The sequence below is a fragment of the Alteromonas sp. H02 genome, from assembly GCF_059682525.1.
Window position 1 is genome coordinate 3,671,637 of record NZ_CM185021.1, and the last position, 13,869, is coordinate 3,685,505.

Annotated in this window: 18 protein-coding genes; 4 read left to right on the plus strand and 14 right to left on the minus strand. The window is 49.6% G+C overall.

Annotation, left to right across the window (positions count from 1 at the left end; translation table 11 throughout):
* Positions 1-79 precede the first annotated feature (79 nt).
* The 4 genes from AC566Q_RS17040 (at position 80) to AC566Q_RS17055 (ending at position 3,331) form a co-directional block, all read left to right on the plus strand.
* The gene (locus AC566Q_RS17040) at positions 80-499 is read left to right on the plus strand and encodes a hypothetical protein (RefSeq protein WP_499608583.1); all 420 of its coding nucleotides are present in this window, start codon (positions 80-82) and stop codon (positions 497-499) included.
* 320 nt (positions 500-819) lie between these two features.
* Positions 820-1,401 carry a HupE/UreJ family protein gene (locus tag AC566Q_RS17045; RefSeq protein ID WP_499608585.1) on the plus strand — a complete coding sequence of 194 codons (582 nt, stop codon included), beginning with the start codon at positions 820-822 and terminating at the stop codon, positions 1,399-1,401.
* Positions 1,402-1,885: 484 nt separating this feature from the next.
* Complete coding sequence (locus tag AC566Q_RS17050) at positions 1,886-3,007, plus strand: ISAs1 family transposase (protein WP_499608588.1); 1,122 nt, start codon at positions 1,886-1,888, stop codon at positions 3,005-3,007.
* Between the two features lie 84 nt (positions 3,008-3,091).
* The gene (locus tag AC566Q_RS17055) at positions 3,092-3,331 is read left to right on the plus strand and encodes a PH domain-containing protein (RefSeq protein ID WP_499608591.1); all 240 of its coding nucleotides are present in this window, start codon (positions 3,092-3,094) and stop codon (positions 3,329-3,331) included.
* A 139-nt stretch (positions 3,332-3,470) separates the two neighbouring features.
* On the opposite strand, the gene hypE is transcribed toward AC566Q_RS17055, so the two are convergent.
* From hypE to AC566Q_RS17125, 14 genes are read right to left on the minus strand one after another with little or no spacing between them, the layout of a single operon-like run.
* Entirely contained in the window at positions 3,471-4,517 is a 1,047-nt protein-coding gene (hypE, locus tag AC566Q_RS17060; RefSeq protein ID WP_499608595.1) for a hydrogenase expression/formation protein HypE, read from the minus strand.
* Between the two features lie 17 nt (positions 4,518-4,534).
* Positions 4,535-5,662 (minus strand): hydrogenase formation protein HypD, encoded by a 1,128-nt coding sequence (gene hypD / locus AC566Q_RS17065; protein ID WP_499608598.1) that lies wholly within the window; start codon positions 5,660-5,662, stop codon positions 4,535-4,537.
* Positions 5,662-6,366 carry a D-sedoheptulose-7-phosphate isomerase gene (locus AC566Q_RS17070; RefSeq protein WP_499608602.1) on the minus strand — a complete coding sequence of 235 codons (705 nt, stop codon included), beginning with the start codon at positions 6,364-6,366 and terminating at the stop codon, positions 5,662-5,664. Before AC566Q_RS17070 ends, hypD begins: the two co-directional genes overlap by 1 nt.
* Positions 6,367-6,371: 5 nt before the next feature.
* Positions 6,372-6,653 (minus strand): HypC/HybG/HupF family hydrogenase formation chaperone, encoded by a 282-nt coding sequence (locus tag AC566Q_RS17075; protein ID WP_499608605.1) that lies wholly within the window; start codon positions 6,651-6,653, stop codon positions 6,372-6,374.
* A gap of 13 nt (positions 6,654-6,666) precedes the next feature.
* Entirely contained in the window at positions 6,667-8,142 is a 1,476-nt protein-coding gene (locus tag AC566Q_RS17080) for a sigma-54-dependent transcriptional regulator (RefSeq protein WP_499608608.1), read from the minus strand.
* Positions 8,142-9,164, minus strand: a complete 1,023-nt coding sequence (hypB, locus tag AC566Q_RS17085) for a hydrogenase nickel incorporation protein HypB (RefSeq protein WP_499608612.1) — start codon at positions 9,162-9,164, stop codon at positions 8,142-8,144. The genes AC566Q_RS17080 and hypB overlap by 1 nt, the downstream gene beginning before the upstream one ends.
* A gap of 2 nt (positions 9,165-9,166) precedes the next feature.
* The gene (gene hypA / locus AC566Q_RS17090; RefSeq protein ID WP_020745489.1) at positions 9,167-9,508 is read right to left on the minus strand and encodes a hydrogenase maturation nickel metallochaperone HypA; all 342 of its coding nucleotides are present in this window, start codon (positions 9,506-9,508) and stop codon (positions 9,167-9,169) included.
* Positions 9,501-10,649 carry a nickel-dependent hydrogenase large subunit gene (locus tag AC566Q_RS17095; RefSeq protein ID WP_499608620.1) on the minus strand — a complete coding sequence of 383 codons (1,149 nt, stop codon included), beginning with the start codon at positions 10,647-10,649 and terminating at the stop codon, positions 9,501-9,503. The genes hypA and AC566Q_RS17095 overlap by 8 nt, the downstream gene beginning before the upstream one ends.
* On the minus strand, positions 10,646-11,215 hold the full coding sequence (gene hybE, locus AC566Q_RS17100) for a [NiFe]-hydrogenase assembly chaperone HybE (protein WP_499608622.1): 570 nt from the start codon (positions 11,213-11,215) through the stop codon (positions 10,646-10,648). The genes AC566Q_RS17095 and hybE overlap by 4 nt, the downstream gene beginning before the upstream one ends.
* A 2-nt stretch (positions 11,216-11,217) precedes the next feature.
* The gene (locus AC566Q_RS17105; RefSeq protein ID WP_499608625.1) at positions 11,218-11,439 is read right to left on the minus strand and encodes a rubredoxin; all 222 of its coding nucleotides are present in this window, start codon (positions 11,437-11,439) and stop codon (positions 11,218-11,220) included.
* A 9-nt stretch (positions 11,440-11,448) separates the two neighbouring features.
* Complete coding sequence (locus AC566Q_RS17110) at positions 11,449-12,312, minus strand: hydrogenase expression/formation protein (protein ID WP_499608628.1); 864 nt, start codon at positions 12,310-12,312, stop codon at positions 11,449-11,451.
* 9 nt (positions 12,313-12,321) lie between these two features.
* Positions 12,322-12,753 (minus strand): hypothetical protein, encoded by a 432-nt coding sequence (locus AC566Q_RS17115; protein ID WP_499608631.1) that lies wholly within the window; start codon positions 12,751-12,753, stop codon positions 12,322-12,324.
* A gap of 18 nt (positions 12,754-12,771) precedes the next feature.
* The gene (locus AC566Q_RS17120; protein WP_499608634.1) at positions 12,772-13,080 is read right to left on the minus strand and encodes a HypC/HybG/HupF family hydrogenase formation chaperone; all 309 of its coding nucleotides are present in this window, start codon (positions 13,078-13,080) and stop codon (positions 12,772-12,774) included.
* A complete protein-coding gene (locus tag AC566Q_RS17125) occupies positions 13,080-13,706 on the minus strand; it encodes a HyaD/HybD family hydrogenase maturation endopeptidase (RefSeq protein WP_499608636.1) in 627 nt (208 codons plus the stop codon). The genes AC566Q_RS17120 and AC566Q_RS17125 overlap by 1 nt, the downstream gene beginning before the upstream one ends.
* Positions 13,707-13,869 lie beyond the last annotated feature (163 nt).

A 13,869-nucleotide genomic window follows, 5' to 3' on the forward strand; every position in this document is an offset into this window, starting at 1 on the left:
TAAGTATAGCTAAGTGTTGCAGTAGCGCCAGAGCAGGCCTCTATTAACCCGCAGCCATGTATGAAAACGGACTTTATCAATGACCTCATCCAATCCCATCAATAAAGAAACATTAATGTATGGTGCCCTGGCCGCTTTATGTGTGGGCTCAATACTTTGGATAGTGAGACAAGAAGTCAGTCTGTTGCTGATGCTCGGTGTTTTTAACCTGGTTTGGATAGTGAAGTGGTATAAAACCATGCCCGACGCCACGGTAATGGATCCGGTAAATTACGTAACATTTAACAACGGTCATATTCAGTTTGGCTCAACCTCAATTCCGGTCCACAAAGTGACACGGGTGGCATTAGAAACCACGAGGGAACATTGCTATTTTTCCCTCCCCTATAATCCAACAACACCGGGAAATCCGCCTGGCTTTGTTTTTCCCGCCAGCAAAGCAGCGGAGTTTAAACGCTATTTGCAGGGAGAACTTGGCGATATCCTCTTTATTTATTAGACAGTGTGCCCATTAGAGAGTGGCGCAGGAAAATAGATAAGTAATAACAGTCCTTTACGCTGCGCACAGGAAGTTGCCAATTGCCTGCTAACTGGCAAGCAAGTTACCAGTCACCCTGCTTTCGCCTGTTCGACACAAAAACAACAAAACAACTTAATTTCATAGACTTACGACAATTTAATCGGTAAATTTTAGTTTGGCACCCGTTTTGCAAGTTCAGGAAATGCTAAAGCAGTAGCCATTACAATAAAGTTGTTGTTAAGCAGCTATACAAGCAATAACGCATTAATAACTGTTCGATTTCGCAGTAAGGTAAAAACATGACACGTACACAAAAAATATCCAGCGGCCTTCTACTCACACTTGCTACCACCGCACCGGCCTTTGCGCATACCGGTCACGAGACGGTTCAGAATGCTTTTTTGGCTGGTTTGTCGCACCCCATGATGGGTATGGATCACCTTATTGCCATGGTAGCGATGGGCTACTGGACGTCAGGTTTTGCAGGTAAACAATGCAAGGCCATGCTTTCCGCATTTTTTGCATTATTGATTGGTGGTTTTTCATTAGGCTTAGCAGGTTTCAGCTTTTCGTTTATGGAAACAGGCATCGTCCTGACATCCGTAATTACCGGCTTACTTATAGCCACACGTAAGAACGTAACTCAGGGCCTGGCGGTTAGCCTGGCGGCCTGTTTTGCAATGTTTCACGGTTTTGCTCATGGTCTCGAGACCGCCGGCTCCGTCCCTTATCTGTTTGCTTCAGGTTTCCTCGTTACCAGCGCCACACTGGTAGCGGCGGGCTTTGCTGTGTCGAAACTGGTCTCGCGCAACATCCCTTCTGCAAACAGAGTTATTGGGCTGGTAATTGCAATGATGGGAGTATCGTTGTTTTCAATTTAGGTGACCCACACCAATTATTGAATACCATGGGCAGGAGCCGGACAAATGTCCGGCTCTTTTTTGTTTAGTATATTCGTCAACTCACACCGTCTTACACTGTAAAATTTAGCTTCCTATCGAACCTGCAACCAAGCATCTTGCGAAAAATGTTGAGCATAACAACTTCGCGATGTAGGGTGATATTGTTAATTAGTAACTCATGGAGCGCAGGTAACTTCGCTAGTCATCCCGTGCCTGATTAAGTTCAGTTTGGCAGTTAAGGAATAAACTAAGATGAGTGTTTATTTTTCAAAAGTCGATTGGTGGCTTATAGCCGTTCTATTATTTTAACTGTGGTACTTGGCTTATTAATGTATAACCAAACTAAAGCAGGTAGCCAGGGCAAGATCACGAACATTTATTGACCAACTGAGTTAACAAGAGATATTACAACTGGACGAAATTTAGTGACTGTGATCTTATACTCTCTTTTGCGGAGAGAGTCATGGGTACAGGTGCATTTGAACAGCTTTTTAGTGAGTTAGAAGATCCTCGTCAATCAGCTAAGGTGGCACATTTATTCACTGATATTTTATTCCTTGTCGTGTGTGCTTCCATCGCTGGTGCCAAAGGCTGGGAAGACATTGAAGATTTTGGTGATTTACACTTTGACTGGTTTCGCGAGAAAGGGCTTTTCAAAAATGGACTGCCCGTTCATGACACGATTGCTCGTGTGATATCAAGAGTCGATAGCGAACAATTCCAGCGTTGCTTTATCGGTTGGATGCAGTCAGTCGCCGAGTTATCCGACAGGCAGTTAATTGCGATTGATGGTAAGCGGCTTTGCGGTTCTTACAATCGTGAAGACAGGCAATCAGCCATCCATATGGTGAATGCGTTTGCAGCCGAAAATAATGTGGTATTGGGGCAAATTAAGACCCAGAGTAAGTCGAATGAAATCACAGCCATTCCAGCCTTACTGAACCTGCTGGATATCAAAGGTTGCTTGATATCAATAGATGCGATGGGCTGCCAAACTGCTATTGCGGAGAAGATTGTAGAGAGTGGTGGTGATTATCTTCTTGCTCTAAAAGGTAATCAAAAGGAACTTCATGATGCCGTGCGCAATGAGCTTGCGGGTGCTGTAAACCAAGAAGTCATTTGTCTGGAGAAACATCATGGACGAGGCGAAGCAAGAGCGTACCATGTTATGGATGCGGCATCGTTAGTGAATAGGTTTCCTGAATGGAAAGGGCTGAAAACGATAGGCGTTACGTTAAGCTATCGGCAGCCAAAAAAAGGTAAAGCATCTTTGGAATACCGGTACTACATCAGTTCAGCAGCTTTAACTAAAGCACGCTTTGCCAACGCAGTGCGTAGTCATTGGGCAGTAGAAAACAGTCTTCATTGGGTCCTTGATGTCTCAATGAAAGAAGATGAATGCCAGATATATCGTGGCAATGCCGCCGAAATACTGTCAGGAGCGAGGAAGCTTGCCTTGAACATGCTTCGTGCGGAGACAACCAGAAAAACGAGTGTGCCACGGAAACAGAAGCGTGCGCATGGCAGCACTGATTACTTGGAAAAGGTGTTAGCGGCGGGTTTGGTAGCGTTGAACGAAATTTGAGCACTCATGCTCTCGCCCTGAGCAGGTAGCTACGTTTGTTTTGGAACAGCATTTTTTACCGCCGGATTGTTTCTGTTACTGGTAGTGCCATGTAAATACACGTTAACGGAAGATCGCGTACTGATTCAAAGTGGGCTCTTCAAACAGGAAGCGCTGTATTCTCAAATAACCGGAGTTAAGAAAAGCAATAATCCGCTAAGTGCCCCTGCTTTATCACTTCAACGGGTTGAAATCACAATGAAAAACGGGTTTAAGCTTGTTTCGCCCAAAAACAGAGAACAGTTTATACAAGAGCTAACATCCAGGTTAAAAGCCGCTTCATAAGCAGCTTTTTAGGTGTTTTGTGACTCCTGCTGGCCAGCGGCGAGCCTCAGGCTGCTTTTGACAACGTATCGGGCAAGACTAACTCAGACGAAGCGGTCACATTTGCTAAGAACCAATAACTGAACAGGTAACCTGCGGATTAGCAAATCCGCGGTAATTGCTCACCGACCAACATATCCAGAATACGCTCGCCGCCAAAGTGTGTCTTCACCAGCACGCGGTTATAGTTCGATTCAATGACTTCACCAATAATAGCTGAATCTTTACCGGCCGGGTGATTACGTATCGCCTCAAGCACCGCCTCAGCTTTATCGGCCGGGACTGCCGCGACGAGCTTGCCTTCATTGGCAAAGTACAGCGCATCAAGACCGAGGATCTCACAGACACCGCGCACAGTATCTCTTACCGGGATCTGCTCTTCCTCCAAACGAATGCTGACTTCAGACGACTCGGCGAATTCACATAACACCGTGGCAACACCGCCCCGGGAGGCATCACGAATAGCGTGAACGTCCGGACACACTTTCAACATGGTTTGCACCAAATCATTTAACGCCTGGCAGTCGGTTTCCAGTGTCACATCGAGCGCCAGATCGCCACGGGCATTAAGTATTGCCGCGCCATGATCGCCTATCAGGCCATTTACTATAATTTTGTCGCCAATCCGGCAGTTAGACGCTGAAATATCAACACCTTCAGGGATCACCCCAATACCACTGGTATTAATAAAAATTTTATCGCCTTTGCCTTTCGGTACCACTTTGGTGTCGCCGGTGACGATAGTCACTCCGGCCTTATCAGCGGCAGCTTTCATTGAAGCAACCACACGCCGCAGTAGCTCAACATCGAGCCCTTCTTCTAAAATCATACCGCAGGACAAATACTTTGGGATCGCGCCAGACACGGCAATATCATTGACCGTACCATTCACCGCCAGCGACCCTATATCACCGCCCGGAAATTCTACCGGGTCTACCACGTATGAATCGGTGGTAAACGCCAGTTGTGCGCCACTTTGCATCAAATCAGCCAATTTAAAGCGGGCCTGATCTTCCAGTTGCTCCAGGTCGGAATTAGCGAAGGTCCCCACAAAGACATCTTCAATCAGATCGCGCATGGCTTTACCGCCTGCGCCATGAGCCATGGTGATGGTTTTGGCCCGCAGGGTCCGTTTAGGTTTATTCATACTGCTTACTCGGTTGGTTACACGGCTTGTTTAACGTCGATTTTGCCGTAGCTGTAGTAGGCGGAACAAGCGCCCTCAGTCGATACCATCAACGCGCCAATAGGCGTTTCGGGGTTGCACTGCTCGCCAAACAATTTGCACTCCCAGGGTTTAAGAACGCCCTTGAGCACTTCGCCGCACTGACAGGCTTTAGGATCGGCCACGTGGGCAGGCTCTACGGCAAATAAGCGCTCAGCATCAAATCGGGCGAATTTTTCACGAATGCGTACCCCTGAATGGTCGATTGAGCCCAGGCCCCGCCACTCAAAAAATTCGCGCAACTCGAACACCTCACCAACGGCTTTAAGGGCGTTATTGTTACCCTGCTCGGGAACAATTCGTTTGTACTGGTTTTCCACCAGCGCCTTGCCATCACGGATTTGCTCTACCACCATCAGCATGGACTGCAGAATATCCAGCGGCTCAAAACCGGCAATCACCAGCGGGCGTTTATAATGACTGGCAATAAACTCATAAGGCGCTTTACCAATGACCATCGACACATGACCAGGCCCCAAAAAGCCGTCGATAACCATATCTGGTGAGTCCAGAATCGCCTTGATGGTTGGAATGATGGTAATGTGGTTACAGAACAGCGAGAAGTTTGTGATGCCTTCCCTATCCGCCTGTAGTAGCGTTAATGCCGTACTCGGCATAGTGGTTTCGAAACCCAACCCAAAAAACACCACGTTTTTATGCGGATTTTTACGGGCAATATCCAGTGCATCCATGGGGGAATAAACCATACGTACATCACAGCCATCAGAATTGGCCTGCTGCAGGCTTTTTTTCGAGCCTGGCACACGCATGGCATCACCAAAAGTGGTAAATATCACATCAGGCTGTTCAGCAATGGCAACGCAGTCGTCTACTCTTCCCATCGGCAGCACACAAACCGGGCAGCCGGGCCCATGCACCATTTCAATCTTATCGGGTAATAACTCTTCCAGTCCGTAGCGAAAGATTGAGTGCGTATGGCCCCCGCACACTTCCATTATTTGTAACGGTCGTTGCGCGGTAGCAGGGATTTCCTCTACCACGGCATGGATGCGCTCAAGCACTCGCCGGGCCATTTGGGGATCGCGAAACTCATCTACAAACTTCATTACTTCTTCTCCTGAGACAACCGGCTGTCAGCCAGCAGGCTGTGCACCAGATCCCATAAAATGTGATAACAGGCCAGGTGGCACTCCTGAATACGGTGAATACTGTCGCTGGGTACGGTAATACAAACATCGGTGAGCTGTTGTCGTTGCAGCTCGCCACCGGTTCGGCCGGTAAACGCAATCACGTTCAGCTCCATGGCCCGGGCTTTTTTGCAGGCTTCAATTAAGTTGGCTGAGTTGCCACTGGTGGAAAACACCACCAGCGTGTCACCGGGGCTGGCCAGCGCGGATAACTGCCGGGTGATGACATGTTCGGTACCCACATCATTACTCACTGCCGTCATCATCGCCGTATCCTGAGATAAGTTGATAGCGGGCAGCGCTTTGCGACCGGTAGTAACCGGGTGCATAAACTCTACAGCCAGATGCGCGGCATCACAGGAAGAACCGCCATTGCCTGCGGTGAGTAGTTTACGCTGCTGTGTATAAGTCGTCGCAATAAGCTTGGCAGCCGAAAGCAAGGTCTCGCTATGGCAGTCAAAAAAAGCCTGTTTTACGGTGATACTGTCACGCGCTTTAGCCTGAACAGAATCTATCAGAGCGCGTCCCAGTTCGTCTTTATCGCTGGGTTTAACGGCTGCTGCCTGGCCAGTAAAAGGGTACAGCGCCGACAGAACAGACTGGTTATCAGTAGGCTCGCTCATCACGGTTATCCCTGTGCACCCTGTTGCATGGCGTCGAGCTCTTCCTGTAACTCACCAATCTCAGCCAGAATCTCCAGTGTTCGCCGGGCTTCTTCCTCATCGATAATACTCATGGCAAAGCCTACGTGCACCAGCGCCCAGCTACCTACTAAAGATTGCAGGTTACCATCAACTGGCACCACACAACTTAAATTGGCTTCGCGCTTAACACCGGAAACCTGAACAATACCGGTTTGCATGGCCTCATCGCTGATAGCGACAATCTGGCCGGGGATCCCTAAACACATACTGATATTCCCCTTAATGCTGTTTACTGGTTTCTGAGTCGCCGGATTTCTCAAGCTCGTAGCGTTCCAGCTTGGAACGCAATCCTACCCGCGATAAACCCAGTTCCAGTGACGCGCTGCTTTTATTCCAGCGATGGCGGATCAACGTCTCGCGCAGAATGCGTTTTTCCAGCAGCTCAACCTTTTCTTTTAGCGTGCCTTCAAGGCCAGCAAACATATCAATGTCTTCATCCTCTCCGCCAGGCGCCGCTCTTAAGACCCGCGGATTGAGCAGGTCTGCAGTTAGCCATTCGCCTTCACACATTACCAGCATGCGGCGTACCTCATTTTGTAATTCACGCACGTTACCCGGCCAGCTGTACCGTTTCATACAGGCGATGGCTTCTTCACTAAAACCTTTTACCGGCTTGTCGAATTGATGCATGGCGGTTTGTAAAAAGCTGTTTGCCAGTACCGGAATATCTATCGTACGGCGAGACAATGCCGGCAGCTCCAGGGTGACTTCGGCTAAACGAAAATACAGATCCTGCCTAAACCGGCCGGCGCGCACTTCTTCTTCGAGGTCTCGGTTGGTTGAAGCCACTACCCGCACATTGACCTTGCGGCGCTGTTGCTCGCCGAGGCGGCGAATTTCACGCTCTTGCAGAACCCGCAACAATTTAACCTGAAATGCCGGGCTGATCTCACCAATCTCATCCAGAAAAATAGTGCCGCCATCAGCCTGTTCAAACAGACCCACATGGTCGGTAATCGCGCCGGTAAACGATCCTTTTTTGTGGCCAAACAATTCAGATGCCAACAGTTCATCGGGCATGGCACCGCAGTTTTCTACCACAAACGGCCGGTCTGAACGCAAGCTGTTGTAATGCAGCGCCCTGGCAAAGAGTTCCTTACCCGCACCAGATGGGCCGGTGATCAGCACCGAGACATCATAAGGCGCAATTTTGCTGACCTGGTCACAGATTTTATTCAGCGGGCTTTGCGCATGGCGTTTTATCTCTTCAAGCTGAAAGCTATTACGCAGATGGGCTTTTTTCTCACTAACCTGCTGCTCGGCCTGCTCTTCGGTAAGACGCATCTCCATATTCAGCAGTGCATTCTCACTTTGTAAGGCGCACATCCGGCACGCACTGCGGATAATCATTAGCAGACTTTCCGGGTGCCAGGGTTTGGTGATGTACTGCAAAATACCTGCTTCGTTGAGGCCTTTGATAATGTCTTCTGAGTCGGTATAGCCAGACAAAATAAGCCGGGCGACCTGAGGCCAGCGATCCCGCACTTCGGTTAGCAATTCCACACCGGTACGATCCGGCATGCGCTGATCGCACAGGATCACCTGCACGTCATGGCTTTCCAGTAATTCCAGCGCCAGGTCGGCGCTATTGGCAGTTAATACGTCAAACTCTTCATCCAGAGTTCGCTCAAGAGTTTCAAGCGAACGGACTTCATCATCAACGCATAACACAATAGGACGTTGAGATGTGGTCATTATAAGATTGCCTTAAACTGCTCTACCTGTTGTTGCAAAAGATGAATACGCGATTCAATGATGGCTGCCCGCTTGGTGTTGATCCAATCAAGCCACTCCTGCATGCCCTCGCCACTTTTGGCTGACAGCTGAATAATACGGATTTCCGGATTGACCCGTTTAGCGTACTCAATGCATTTCTCGACATCAAAATCCAGATACGGCAGCAGGTCAGTTTTATTCAGGATCATCAATTCTGACGCATGGAACATATCCGGATACTTGAGCGGTTTGTCTTCGCCTTCGGTGACCGAAAGAATCGACACTTTTGCCGCCTCGCCCAAATCAAACGAGGCCGGGCAAACCAGGTTACCGACATTCTCGATAAACAGCACGCCGCCGGTCATCCCGGAAAAGTTCTCCATGGCATGACCGACCATGTGCGCATCGAGGTGGCAACCTTTGCCGGTATTGATCTGAATAGCCTGAACGCCGGTTTCGCGGATGCGGTCTGCGTCATTGGCCGTTTGCTGATCGCCTTCAATTACGCCTACGGTGTAACGGTCTTTAATGCGGTTAATGGTTTCAGTCAGTAAGGTGGTTTTACCTGATCCCGGGCTGGAAACCAGATTGAGCACAAACAACGACTGTTGTTCAAAGCGTACCCGGTTTTGCGCGGCGTACTGGTTATTTTTACCCAGAATATCCTGCTCAATTTGCACCATTCGGCTTTGACTAAGGCCTGCCACATGGGCATGAGCAGGGCCTTTGCCGAAGTGAATGTTATCGCCATCACTTTCAATGCCGCTGTGGTCATGCTGGTCTTCATGACTGTGAGCGTGTGAATGGTCGTGACTATGTCCACCATGATGGTCGCCATGATGGTGATGATGATCATGGTCGTGATGATGATGCCCGTGGGCATGTGAATGATCATGACTATGCCCATGAATATGAGTGTGATCATGGCTATGCCCGTGGGCGTGTCCCTCATGCCCTTCTATTTTAACTTCACCTTCTGAACAACCGCAAACCGTACACATGTTTATGCCACCTCTAGTTCTTTTATTCTCATTTCTTCACCCTGCGTTATCTGTAAGTGATAACTGCCACAAACAGGGCAACTGTCATAGCGTTGCGTGACCGGGACGGTATCCAGACACTGCAAACAGAAGGCTTTTCCCGGCATTTTTATAATGTGCAGGCTGGCGCCTTCGGCCAGACTTCCTCTTATAACGGCATCGAAACAAAACGTCAGTGCGTCGGCTTCGATGGTGGCGAGCGGGCCAATTTCGACCCACACCGCTTTGACTTTTTCAAACGACTGGCTCACGGCCTGTTCTTCTAATACCTGCAGGATCCCTTCTGCAATAGACATCTCATGCATGAATTAACTCCAACCGCCACGACACACAAGGGTCGAGAAGTTTTATCAGGGTTTCCACCACCGGGGTTACCTGATCCCAGGGTAAATATAGCCCTTCCAGCATGGTTTTGAGACTGCCCTGGGGATGAAAATTCCACTCAGTGGGGGCAATAATCTGGTATTTAGCCACGTGATTACGGTTATCCAGTTCAACTTTATGTAACAGAGAACCTCTGGCCGTTTCGACTACAGAGCAGCCCCGCACGCCTGTTCCCTCAGCCCGACTAAACTGATGCTGGCCGATTATTGATCTGAGCCTCATTGGCGCTGTGGTTATTTCACGGTAAAGCGAGCGCAGGCGACTTTCAATTAAAAATCCTCTGGCTTCAATATTTTGTCGAGCCCAACAGCCGGTTTCGGCCGGTGCCCCACTAACGGTTGGCTGATGACAAAACTGTTCCGCTTCCGCAGCTTTTAATGATGTCAACACTGCCATCAGCTGTTGCGACTCAGTTAAGTTTAACGTTTTTGCGGCCAGTCCTAACGGGTATTCACCGCAGGCTTTCAACAACTGACATACCTGGGTTGATAATCCCATCGTTGCTAACGAGGATCCGGCCTGGTTGGCCGGTAATAATGGCTTAATAACCTCTTCCAGTTGCCGGGCCAATTGCTCTAGCGCAGGCTGACAATCCGCCTCACCGGATGTTGCCGAAGCCAGGGTTAAACACCAGTCAAGTTGCTTACGACACTGATTGAACCAGTCCACCACATGACGCATTCTGGATTTATGCTGTGGTGCCCAGCTGGTCACCCAGCTAAACACCTGCTCTCTTAACGACTCGGCAAATAATAGTGTATCCCGGGCTTGCTTTATGACCGACGTTTCAGTGATGCCAGTGGCGCTCTCTACGGCTCTGAGCGCGGCGATTAACTGCCCTATCCCGCAAATATAAAAGAGCGATGGCATCGTCGACAGTACCCGATCAACCGGTTTTTCGCTGAACAGGCGGGTAACGGCAAACGGGCGGGTATTGTTGATATCAACGGCTTTGATATGGTCACGGTTATAACAAACGGTTACTTGTATGCCGCCGGTAAGCGGATTAGACCCTGCGTTATGCGCTTTACTTCCGCCAGCCAGTTCTGCAGCAATATTCATGGTCTGCTGTCCTCTTGCCGGGCGAAGTTGCCGGTTAAGAATGCCCGGCGACTCACCTGTGGCGCATCATCGGCCAGTTGCTGTTCACTCTCTGCATCACAGTCTTTTGCATCAAGCTCAGCAGCCTGACGCATTTCGCTATGAACCGTATAGCTTTGATGTCGTTCTGAAGCCGCAATGTTTTCTGTATCAAACAACGCTGCCAGCACTTCCTGCGCGGTTTCCATCGCTATGCTCTGTGAGGAAAACTCAAACATCGGTGAAAACACCGAGCAGGTGGCGAAATCGCCACATTCCCGGGCATAAGCACGAATAAAATCATACTGGCCGGAGGGCAATTTCTGACGAAATTTAGCGCCAACTTGCTTAGCGTTATGATGAGACGCCTCGCCCGGGAGCAACACAATATTCATACACCAGGGCGTAACGATGATGCCCAGCCAATTGTCTTCCCATGACAAAAAATCGGTCGCATCCACTGCGAGCTTATTATTGTACACCGGCAGGCCTGCCATTTTGCGGGCCACCGATTCATAGAAAGCGACAACTGCTGTACCGTTTGACACTGTTAGTCCTCTATCACCATAAACTGATCGCGGTCACCATCACATTCCGGACACCGCCAGTGGTCGGGTAGGTCGACGAACGCCGTGCCTGGTGGAATTTGCCAGACCTCATCACCTTCGCCCGGATCGTATACATACCAGCATATTTTGCATTCAAGTCTGGCCTGCTTATCAATGCGGCTGGCATCGCCTAAATAACTGCCTTCAAAACCCTGAAAACTCATTCTGCCTTCCTATACCAACGCATCGCGGATTTCAGACAAACGTACCGCTGAATCGGCCAGATCCTCGGGGGCTGCGCAAGCCACGGCAGGAATTGCCACAATTTCCAGGGTGTCCAGGATAAGTTGGTCGGTACTGTTGTAATACTGTACCCGCCACAGGCCATCTACCTGAGTCGACGTGATACGGCAGTTGCCGTATCCCCGGGACAAAATGGTGACACTGCCGGTACCGGTGGTTTCGGTCAGGCTGTAGTGATCTTCAGGCGAAAAAGGTAGCAAGGACAGGTTTATCACATGCGAGGCCATCCCCGGGTCGCGCTGGTAGTCTGCAGAGGTATCAGCAATTTCTACCAGTACCGAAGGCGCATTCAACAGCCCTTCAGGCAGCCTGGCGATTCTGGAAGGTAAATCCACCTTAGTGGCAAATGCCTGGTCTTTCACACATTCGGGGATCTCTGCCACCTCAATAGCTTCTGCTGTCACGTTACTCTGCTCGTCAAAGGTACGTAAACGCCAGATACCGGCCATGACCGTTTCCTGAATTCTGACCGGCTTATCGCCATCGATCACAACGCTCACCTCGCCTTCACCGAGGATTTGATTAAGCAGGTTTAAATCTGCCTGGGGTAACTCGGTAAGCGTCATAATGCTGCTCTGACCGTTTTCGTTGATCTGGCCAAGCATAAGCTGGATATCGGCGAGGATACTCATGGCCTGTGGGCAACGTTCCAGCTCACTTTCTTGCGGAAACGATGGCATATCATAGGTGTTCATTTCCGATGGCATCTTCATGTAATCAAGCACCATGTCGCCTTCGGACTGGCTGCCCGGCCCGATTGGGACATTGACGATGTTTATACTGTTATCACGCATGTTGTTCCCCTATTGTCCGCAACGTTTACTCACCGGATTAAACACTACCGGAATACCAATACCCGGATCCGGGCGGGGCTCCAGCGTCAGGATTCGATGGATCTCGTGTACGTAGTCATCCCAGTTTTGCACTTTGGTAATCGCGTCGAGATACTGGCCATGCTTAAGAAACACCAGTGCCGGCCACGCCATAAAGTTATAACGGCCGCGACAGGCGGTTTGAATATCTTCAGATACCACCGCTGGGGTAAGCTGAGGAAATTGCTTGATCAGCTCTGGCAGGATCACAGCTACATCCAGGCTTTCCGGAAAGCGTTTAGGATCTTCGGTTAAAAACAGCACACTAATTGGTGTCTGCTCAATGAAACCTTCAAAGTTATCGTCGTCGAGTAAGGGATAGCCTAATTCGTCGATAAGACGATTGATCAGCGGTGAGTTCATAGTGTTCTCTTATCTTATTTATTTTAAAAGCGGTTTTAAGTGGTCAGGTAGCTCAGGCTCCCGGTCTACCAGATCTTTGAAGCAATCGTCGAGATCGACACTGTGCCCGGACATCACCCGTTCTATAGCGCTGACGGCCTCTTCCACCTGTTGTGCCCGCGCTTCAGTGAGCACTTCCCGGGCAGCGTCTAAAAAGACTAACAACCAGTCACCAGCCACTACATCGCCCACCAGCGAGATATCAATCCAGCGCTGCTCTGCGCCGCGCTGACAGTAAGCCTTGTGGCTGTCGGTGTGAATAACCTGAAACGGCACGCCAATACACATTACTTGGTACTTTCCCCTACAGCTCCGCCTATTACACGGCTATCACCGGTACGGCACGCTGCCTGCTCATCCGGGCGGCCCTGCTCATAGTCGCTCAGGTTTAACTGACCCGGCGCCAGCGCCTGTGCCGTCCCTGCGCTTCGTTGCGCACAAATACCAAACTGCGTCAGGTAGGCCAGCGCAATGTCGATAGCGGGTTGCACCTGTGCCTTTACTTCCTCGCGCAAACTACCGCCAAAATCTTCCAGCTCAACCGGCTGACACCCCACCAGCAACAAATCCGCCGGGTAATGACCGGTAAACTCGGCCATGGCTAACACTTCCTGAAAACCGGTCTGATGCAGACTCATCTGTTTAGCGCCCATAAATTTAGGCACTTCGTCGTTATAGATGGTTTTTAAGGTGCCTGGTGCCAGGCCGTAATCAATAGCGTCGAACACCACAAGCACATCGGCTTCCTGAACATGCTGTACCAGATAAATGCCCTGGGTACCGCCATCCATGATTTTTACGTTGTCGCCAAAATCATAATCCTGGTTAAGCGCCTCAACACAGCGAACACCAAACCCTTCATCGGCCCATAACACATTGCCAATGCCTAAAATAAGTATTTGCTTTTCATTCATTAGATTTTGCACGGTAGTAAAACTCAGACTCTCTGACGCTTGCGCTAATTACATTTTATTTACATACATCAAGTTGCATGCCAACTTAGTAAAAAATCAGGAAGCGCCGTATGGCGGGGTGTCACGGGGGGCGTTACAAGTAACCATACTAAAAAAAAGGAAA

What these genes read in the sequence shown, in the direction of transcription:
- AC566Q_RS17040 (WP_499608583.1), top strand. Translation starts at nt 80, where the DNA reads ATGACCTCATCCAATCCCATCAATAAAGAAACATTAATGTATGGTGCC.
- AC566Q_RS17045 (WP_499608585.1), top strand. Translation starts at nt 820, where the DNA reads ATGACACGTACACAAAAAATATCCAGCGGCCTTCTACTCACACTTGCT.
- AC566Q_RS17050 (WP_499608588.1), top strand. Translation starts at nt 1,886, where the DNA reads ATGGGTACAGGTGCATTTGAACAGCTTTTTAGTGAGTTAGAAGATCCT.
- hypE (WP_499608595.1), bottom strand. Translation starts at nt 4,517, where the DNA reads ATGAATAAACCTAAACGGACCCTGCGGGCCAAAACCATCACCATGGCT.
- hypD (WP_499608598.1), bottom strand. Translation starts at nt 5,662, where the DNA reads ATGAAGTTTGTAGATGAGTTTCGCGATCCCCAAATGGCCCGGCGAGTG.
- AC566Q_RS17070 (WP_499608602.1), bottom strand. Translation starts at nt 6,366, where the DNA reads ATGAGCGAGCCTACTGATAACCAGTCTGTTCTGTCGGCGCTGTACCCT.
- AC566Q_RS17075 (WP_499608605.1), bottom strand. Translation starts at nt 6,653, where the DNA reads ATGTGTTTAGGGATCCCCGGCCAGATTGTCGCTATCAGCGATGAGGCC.
- AC566Q_RS17080 (WP_499608608.1), bottom strand. Translation starts at nt 8,142, where the DNA reads ATGACCACATCTCAACGTCCTATTGTGTTATGCGTTGATGATGAAGTC.
- hypB (WP_499608612.1), bottom strand. Translation starts at nt 9,164, where the DNA reads ATGTGTACGGTTTGCGGTTGTTCAGAAGGTGAAGTTAAAATAGAAGGG.
- hypA (WP_020745489.1), bottom strand. Translation starts at nt 9,508, where the DNA reads ATGCATGAGATGTCTATTGCAGAAGGGATCCTGCAGGTATTAGAAGAA.
- AC566Q_RS17095 (WP_499608620.1), bottom strand. Translation starts at nt 10,649, where the DNA reads ATGAATATTGCTGCAGAACTGGCTGGCGGAAGTAAAGCGCATAACGCA.
- AC566Q_RS17105 (WP_499608625.1), bottom strand. Translation starts at nt 11,439, where the DNA reads ATGAGTTTTCAGGGTTTTGAAGGCAGTTATTTAGGCGATGCCAGCCGC.
- AC566Q_RS17110 (WP_499608628.1), bottom strand. Translation starts at nt 12,312, where the DNA reads ATGCGTGATAACAGTATAAACATCGTCAATGTCCCAATCGGGCCGGGC.
- AC566Q_RS17115 (WP_499608631.1), bottom strand. Translation starts at nt 12,753, where the DNA reads ATGAACTCACCGCTGATCAATCGTCTTATCGACGAATTAGGCTATCCC.
- AC566Q_RS17120 (WP_499608634.1), bottom strand. Translation starts at nt 13,080, where the DNA reads ATGTGTATTGGCGTGCCGTTTCAGGTTATTCACACCGACAGCCACAAG.
- AC566Q_RS17125 (WP_499608636.1), bottom strand. Translation starts at nt 13,706, where the DNA reads ATGAATGAAAAGCAAATACTTATTTTAGGCATTGGCAATGTGTTATGG.